Origin of the sequence: Blautia caecimuris (genome assembly GCF_024622975.1) — a bacterium.
Lineage (GTDB): Bacteria > Bacillota > Clostridia > Lachnospirales > Lachnospiraceae > Blautia_A > Blautia_A caecimuris.
Genome location: NZ_JANJZT010000063.1, coordinates 1 through 7,414 on the forward strand (window position 1 = coordinate 1; position 7,414 = coordinate 7,414).

General features: G+C 43.5%; 6 protein-coding genes and 1 pseudogene. All 7 read right to left on the minus strand.

What is annotated here, in order from left to right; all coding sequences use genetic code 11:
* Positions 1 to 72: 72 nt before the first annotated feature.
* Positions 73 to 234, minus strand: a pseudogene (locus tag NSA57_RS18960) (ATP-binding protein); the annotation flags it as partial.
* A 94-nt stretch (positions 235 to 328) separates the two neighbouring features.
* Complete coding sequence (locus tag NSA57_RS18965) at positions 329 to 808, minus strand: MGMT family protein (protein WP_195191713.1); 480 nt, start codon at positions 806 to 808, stop codon at positions 329 to 331.
* 141 nt (positions 809 to 949) lie between these two features.
* Entirely contained in the window at positions 950 to 1,336 is a 387-nt protein-coding gene (locus NSA57_RS18970) for a YdcP family protein (protein ID WP_021401038.1), read from the minus strand.
* 16 nt (positions 1,337 to 1,352) lie between these two features.
* Positions 1,353 to 1,679: a YdcP family protein gene (locus tag NSA57_RS18975; protein ID WP_257465791.1), complete on the minus strand. Its 327-nt coding sequence runs from the start codon at positions 1,677 to 1,679 to the stop codon at positions 1,353 to 1,355.
* A gap of 190 nt (positions 1,680 to 1,869) precedes the next feature.
* Positions 1,870 to 4,914 carry an SrtB-anchored collagen-binding adhesin gene (locus tag NSA57_RS18980; RefSeq protein WP_257465792.1) on the minus strand — a complete coding sequence of 1,015 codons (3,045 nt, stop codon included), beginning with the start codon at positions 4,912 to 4,914 and terminating at the stop codon, positions 1,870 to 1,872.
* 390 nt (positions 4,915 to 5,304) lie between these two features.
* A complete protein-coding gene (locus NSA57_RS18985; RefSeq protein WP_257465794.1) occupies positions 5,305 to 6,999 on the minus strand; it encodes a recombinase family protein in 1,695 nt (564 codons plus the stop codon).
* A 150-nt stretch (positions 7,000 to 7,149) separates the two neighbouring features.
* Complete coding sequence (locus NSA57_RS18990; RefSeq protein ID WP_162610298.1) at positions 7,150 to 7,314, minus strand: hypothetical protein; 165 nt, start codon at positions 7,312 to 7,314, stop codon at positions 7,150 to 7,152.
* Positions 7,315 to 7,414: the final 100 nt, after the last annotated feature.

Sequence of the window (7,414 nt, forward strand, 5' to 3'; positions counted from 1 at the left end):
CTTTCTTTGATAACACTATTTTACCATACATCATCTCAAAAATATATAGCAGAAATTTAATTTATTCTATACTAGTAAGCTGAAATGCTCCCAATCGGTACGCATGAGCTGTCCCATGTTCAGTAGCAGGAGAACCGCCACGAACAGGAGCAGGAGCGTACTTACGCAGAAGCGGTACACAAGGTTCTTGTCGCTGGCTCTGATACGCTTTCCCTTGTATTTCAAAATGTTCATAAACACCCCTTTCTGGATATGGAAAAAGCGGTCAATCGTAAAGACTAACCGCTTCGTGTAATACTGAATATGAGATTGCTAAATTAGGATTTTTCTATTTCAAATCAAAGAGGGAGTTTTCATAGTCCTTTACATAGTATCGTATATTTTTACGCCCTTTTTGAATAATGGTGTGTCCCTCTGCTTCTAATTTTTCTTTCTGTGCTTTGATACCATTTGGATATTTAGCATTGAGTTCTCCATTCGCTTTCAATGTTCTCCAATAAGGCGTTTCATCTTCTGAACGCTGATAACTCGCCCATGCCACGATAGAAACAAAAATCCCTGCTGTAATCGGTTCTGTAAAGTCCGCACCGCTCAACTCTGCAAAGTATTCTCGTATCTTTCCAACAGTAATCACTTTTCCATAAGGAACTTTTTTCATTACCTTGTCATAGTCGATTGGTGGAGCAAAATACATTTTACTTCCACCATATTTTTCAATGCTTTTCTGGTCTGTAATGATTTGAAATTTTGGCATATCCTTATTATCATGCAACATAGCATTAAAATCTTTTTTATCTTCGTTTGCCATTTCTGCCACCTCCTACTTTAAGGATAGTCTGTTCGTCATTTCTATGCAATGAGGCTGTTTGAAAAATTTTGACAACTTCCAATTTATAGAATTATTATACCTCTATCCAGTATCACCTACAATGAAAATATGCTTTGCTGATTATTTTTTCTGCTGTCCCTGCGGAGCGTGGTTCTGCGGATTGCCTGCGGGCTGACCGCCTTTATTCTTCAATACAATGTCGTCTGCCTTGATGTACCATTCCACGTCTGCCCCTCGGTAGTTGGCGTTTGCCACCGTATCGGCAACAGGGTTGATAAGCTCCACCTCGGCATTGTACGGATAGTCCTTGACAGGGATTTCCGCTGGGATAGATACCTGTATCGTGCGTTCCTGCTGACTGCACTTCAAGTCATAGGTTCTGCGTTTGATTTCCTCGGTGGTCGTCCCGTCCTCATTTTCTACACGCACCTCATGTCTAAGGGCAGAGAATTTCAAAACACCGAAAGTCTTTTCCTTATCTAATACAATTCCATTCGCTAATCTCATAATCTGTTATCCCCCTTTACTTGTTTTCCTCGACTGGAAGCATATCGTCAGCCGTTAAGATATAGTTTGTGTAGCCACGACCTCGCACGTTCTTTCCCTCGGCGGTAATCTTTGGATTGACGAGCTTCACTTTTTGCTCATACTTGAAGCGTTTTTCCCCAGCCTTTGCGGGAAGCACAACGATAATGTCGTCGGCTCTCTGAATGTCGGAATACAGGTTATAGCTTCTTGTCACGGGAACAAAGCGACCATTGACACGCTGTTGCTCCACGTCATTTTCTCCTGCAAACTCTAAGTTACCAAAAGTCTGTGCCATGTTAGGCACGATATATTTTAATTTCATGTGTTCTACCTCATTTCTTTCTGTGATTGATATGTGGGGAGCTACACTCCCCACGCCCCTAGTGGACTGTTCTTTTCCGTTGATCTGCAAGCAGAAGAACAGAAAAGGAACAGTTTAAATTTTCATTTTCTGTTACAAGTCCATACGGCGGGGAACGTGATTTCTTCATCATCATAAGCAGACCGCCCGATTAAGAGCGTCTACGCTTGATGAAGTATGTTCCTGCCACGCCTGCACCAGAAAGAACAAGAAGCCCTAAGAATAAGGCAATGTTTGTGTTGTCGCCTGTCTTTGGAGCGTCCGTTGTCTTGCTCGGTGTATCTGGTGTGGTCGGCTGTTCTGGCTCTGTTGGTTCTTCTGGCGTTTCTGGTACTTCTGTGATTGTCACCGTCTGCCCGTCGTCCTCAATGTCCTTATGCTCTGTAACCTTTGTCGGTTCGTCTGGATTGCTCAAATCGTATAATTCCTCAAAGGTCACAAGCTCTTTCCCGCCCAGCTCGGAAGCGTCGAAAGTAAAGGCAATCTGTACTTCCATGCTTTCACTGTCGGCAGTAAAGGTATAGTCATTCTCGACACGTTCATCATTGATGATAAGTTCTGCGTTTTCGTCCTTAATCATCTGCCAGCCTACAAGCTGGTACTTTGTGCCGATTTCCAATCCGTCAAGGGTAACGGTATCAATGATTGTCACGTCTTTTCCTGCTTCAATCTCTTTCTTTCCGTCCTCGCTGGTCGCTGTGGTATGGATAGAGATGATACGCTCTGTGATAAGCACCGTCTGTCCCTCGTCGTCAATGTCCTTGTGTTCTGCCACCTTTACAGGCTCGTCCTCATTGGAAAGGTCGTAAAGTTCCTCAAAGGTTACAAGGTTCTGACCGCCCAGAGAAGAAGCGTTGAACGTATATTCCATTTCAATCTTCATTTCCTCGCTGTCGGCTGTGAATGTGTAATCACTTTCCACACGCTGTCCGTCGATAAGAAGCTCGGCGTTGTCCTCTTTCAACATCTGCCAGCCTTTGAGCTGATATTTTGTGCCTTTTTCCAGCCCGTCAAGCGTAACCGTATCAATGATTGTTACCTCTTTGCCAGCTACGATAGACTTCTCGCCGTCCTTGCCTGTGGCTGTGGTATGGATAGAGATTTCTTTCTCGTATTCATCAGTGAGTGTCCCTAAGTCAACGGTCACATTGTTTCTGGATACTACGATTTCAAACGGCGGGATAAGCTCAAAGCCTTTGTTGCTGTCAGAACGCAATTCCCCAATGATGTAGGTATCGTAAAGCAATGCACCTTTGCTGTCGTCTGGCTCGCTTGTTCCAAACCAGATACCGTCCTCGCTGGTCTTTCCAGCATTGGTGTTGTGCTTGTGGGAAGCCCAATCAGAAGAAGTGGAGAACTGCCCGTTATCATCTGTCACGATAATGTGGCTCTCACCTGTGGTCTTGCTTGTGATCCTAAACGGAACTCCCGCAAGACGCTGGTGTGTGCCAGCACCAATCTTTACACCCTCTAGGTCGCCACGCTTCACTTGATTGTAGATTGATGTGTCTGTCCCTGTAAGGTCAACGATTTTTCCGTTCTCTGTGATTTCAAATTCAATCGGTTCTGCACCGTCCGTCAGATAGCCCTCTGGTGCTTTGCTTTCCTCGATACGGTATTTCCCGTAAGGTAAGAGGTCAGCGGAAGTAGAAGCCACGCCCTCAATGTCGGTAAGGATTGTCTTTACCACTTCGCCTTTATTGTAGAGCTTGCCCTCGACAAGTACGGCATTGTCATTTAAGGAAATGATTTCAAATTCAGCGTCTTTCAAGGTCGCACTTCCTTGACCTTTGGTATCGCTGGTTTCTAAATCTCTTTTCTGGATTTTCACACCGCCACGGATAACCTTGTCTGATACATGGTACTGATTGCTTCCAGACAGTACGGCAATATCGCCGTCCTCGGTAATCTGTGTAAGGTACATTCCCTTAATCTGTTCCTCACTACCATTTGCCTGCATATATGCACCGTCAAGAAGATAGCCGTCAGGAGCTTTCGTTTCCTCAACGGTCAGCGTTCCTAAAGGAAGCACGTTCTTTCCGTCCTGTGTATAGAAGCTGTCCCCAGATACCTTGTATTCATCAGAAAGGCGGGAAACATAATGGATAGTGCCGTCGCTGTCCTTTTCAGCGATTGTCTTTGTTACCCATGTTTTTGTAGGCTCGCTAGGGAGATTGTCAGCGGTATAGTGTCCCGCATAGAATTTCCATGTGAACTCCGCACCCTCTAGGGAAGCGTCGCCCTGTGGAGCGTCTTTCTGTGTTTCCATATCAATCTTGAAAAGCTCAATAAGTGTGTCTGTGACCTTTGGCGTATCTGATACATTGAGTGTCGCTGTCTTGCCAGCTTCCACATTTAAGGAATACACAGTGCTGTCCACCTTATAGCCAGCAGGAGCAGAAAGCTCTTTGATGTAGACTGTGCCAGCCTTTACTTCCACGGTATCAGTATTTCCGCTGTTATCAGTCGTAAGGGTGGCAAGCTGTTTTGTACAGTCCTTATCAGAATAGACGCCATAAGTCGCACCAGCGATAGAGTAAAGCCCGTTTCCGTCGGTAATGCTGGCATTACTGGAAGCCTTTTTAAGAGTAGCGTTCCCTACAGCAAGTTTCGCCCAGAACTGTCCAATGTCCTGCCCCTCGCCAGAGTAGATGTAACCGCCACATTCATAGCGTCCTTTGTTCTCGCTGGCAAAGGCTTTCGCCCCAGCGTAAACCTCGTCCTGTACGGCTTTTGAGATTTCATCATAGGAAGCTCTGACGTTATCGCATTGCCAGCCAAGATGAACGCTCAATCTCTGCCATACGACGCACTGTTTCAAAAGGTAAATATGCTGACTGCTCAATCCGCTGTGGCTCTGCACATACTGATTAACATACTCGATTGAGAGGGCAACATCTGAAATCTGGTCGTAACTCATGCGTGTGCTTGCGTCGGCTCTGGTCTTGTAGCCGTTACGGAAGTTGGTGTTAATATCCACGCAGAAAGCGTCCTCGCCCTCAACGGTCATGTGTCCCTCGTTGAATGTCGAACCGATAGAACCGTCATTCATTACTTTTTCAACGATACCGACACGCTCGGCACTTTCTGTCCAGTATTGTTTCTCGGAAGCATGGACAGCCGTTGTCGGCAAAGCGGTAGCGATAGTTGCAAAGGCAAGGAAGCCTGTGGCTAATCGCTTCAATATCTTTTTCATAGCTTTAAATTCTCCTTTCGTTTTGGTAAAAAAATAGACGCTCATTTCTGAACGTCCTACATTAAAAAGGGATACTTTTTTTGCAAGTACCCCTCAAATTTAGTATTTAATTCTTTGTGTTCCCACACTCTATATCAACTACCACCGAAACGTTGATATAGTTTTTTATCTCCTTATTTCTGATTTTATCGCCCTCGCTCGTAAAGACGATATGCTTGAAAAAGTGCCTAAAATTAAGGATTTCTACATAGTTCGTCTTTGTAGCAACACACAAGTCTCTATATGTGTCGGCAGTCCCTGGGGAACATATTTCCCCAACCCCGTTACTGCCTGATGAACACATTTTTTCTGATACACTTCTTTCCAAAATATCTTTATTTTCCAACTCCATTATGACACCTTTTTCCCTTTCTGATTTGCTTTATAGTCTGCTTTCGCATCATCTACTTTCAAGTCCTGATTACATTTCAGGACAAAAGTCAGTTTATATGGAGAAGGATTGCCGTTTTCATCATAGCCGCCGACAATTACCTTTTCCACGATGCTTTCAAACACGATACGGTCAAATTCATCCAGGATATCTTCATTTTCCAGTGTCTTCCGAAGCTGTTCCATACGCTTGCTTATATTTTTCTGCTGTCCGATATTTTCTTCCAGATATGCCTTTTCTTCTGTCATCTGATGAAGTTTCCTCTGAAAACTCAGCTTCTTCTCATCATAGTCTTCCTGCTCTATTTTACCATCAATCAACAGATCTGTTAACCTGCTTTTTTTCGTTTCAATACTGGATATATCCTTCTCCAACTGCTTTACCCGTTTTAATTCAGTATCATCTTTCAAGACATCTTCAATGGTACTCAATACGGAATCCAGAACATCATCAAAGTTATCTGCCAGTAACCGGAATGCATCTAGGAATGCATTTTCAATAATTACTTCATCAATCGCTTTACAATTCGGGCAGTTACTGATTCCATTCTTGGTTGCATTCATACACTGCCAGACTGGTTTTTTCGTTGTGGTCGTCTGGTGTCTTGTTCTGCGGGAAAGTTTATGACCGCAATACCCACACTCCAGCATACTGCTGAATGTAAATTGTCTGGTGTAGCGTTCTCTGTTTGCAGTTGTCTCCATCAGCCTTGGTCTTACACGTTTCAGGCGAATTTCTTCTGCTTTATCCCAAATTTCCCTTGTAACAATGGGTTCATGATGATCCCGGATATAATACCGTTCCTCTTCTCCCATATTGGCAAGCCGTCTCTTCGATATGGGGTCAACCGTAAATGTTTTACCAAGAAGAACATCTCCCTTATATTTCTCATTTTTGATGATGCCCATCACTCCATGTGTATGCCATTCTACAGTTCCACACCTGTTTTTGATCCCTAATTCCATCAATCTTCTAGCAATAGTCGAAGTACCGTATCCCTGCAGATACAGATCATAAATCAGACGTACTGTTTCTGCTTCCTGTTCATTCACAGTAATTGTCTTAGTCTCCCGGTCGTAATCATACCCCAGGCATCCATTGAACCCAATCAGTTCGCCCCGCTTCATTTTCATCCGTAATCCCATCTTCACATTCTCCGAAAGGGATTCCACTTCTCCCTGCGAAAGAGAGCTAAGGATGGTAAGAAGCATTTCGCCATTCATATCCAGTGTATTGATATTTTCTTTTTCAAATATAACGGCTATATTCCGGTCACGGAGCATACGCACATATTTCAACGTATCCTGTGTATTTCTGGAAAACCGGGAAATGGATTTTGTAAGGATCATATCAATTTTCCCATTCCGGCACTCCCTTATCATTTCCTGAAATCCTTCCCGTTTGTCCACTTTCGTTCCGGTGATTGCTTCATCTGCAAAAATGCCTGCCAGCACCCATTCTTTGTTTTGACGTATTTTCTCTTCATAATAAGATTTCTGAGATACAAAGCTGCCAAGCTGTTCATCTCCGTCCGTAGATACACGGCAATATGCCGCAACACGGATACGCTGAATCGACATCCCCATACCTCGTCTTCCCACACTGTTTATTGTTGTTTTCGTTGCTTCCAAAATCTGAACTTGTCTCATACCCATAAACTTCCTCCATTTCTTTTACCTGCCACATTTTTCTGCTTCTCCATCTGGCATTTTTCTTATTTTGCAATATGATTTTATCTAAAATAATAAATGTGAACGAATGTTGCATTGCTGTGTCTTCCATTGTCTTTCTCAACTTTCTACTTTTTATGCGATTGCCTTCCTCGGATCATCGCTGCGTTCCCCTGCAATCAGATAACTGTCCATCAGCTTCCGTCTGATTCTTTCATATTCTTTTTCTGTTAGAAGTTCCAAACGGAATAACTTTGCAAGCAAAGCTATTTTCTTTACATATTCCAGTTCTTTCCTCATTTCTTCTCCCCCCTTCCTCATGATGGTAGTGTCAAAAACTATCTGTTTTTATTGTTCTAAAATCCTTTAAAACCTTGAATTACAGGAGGTTTACAAATAA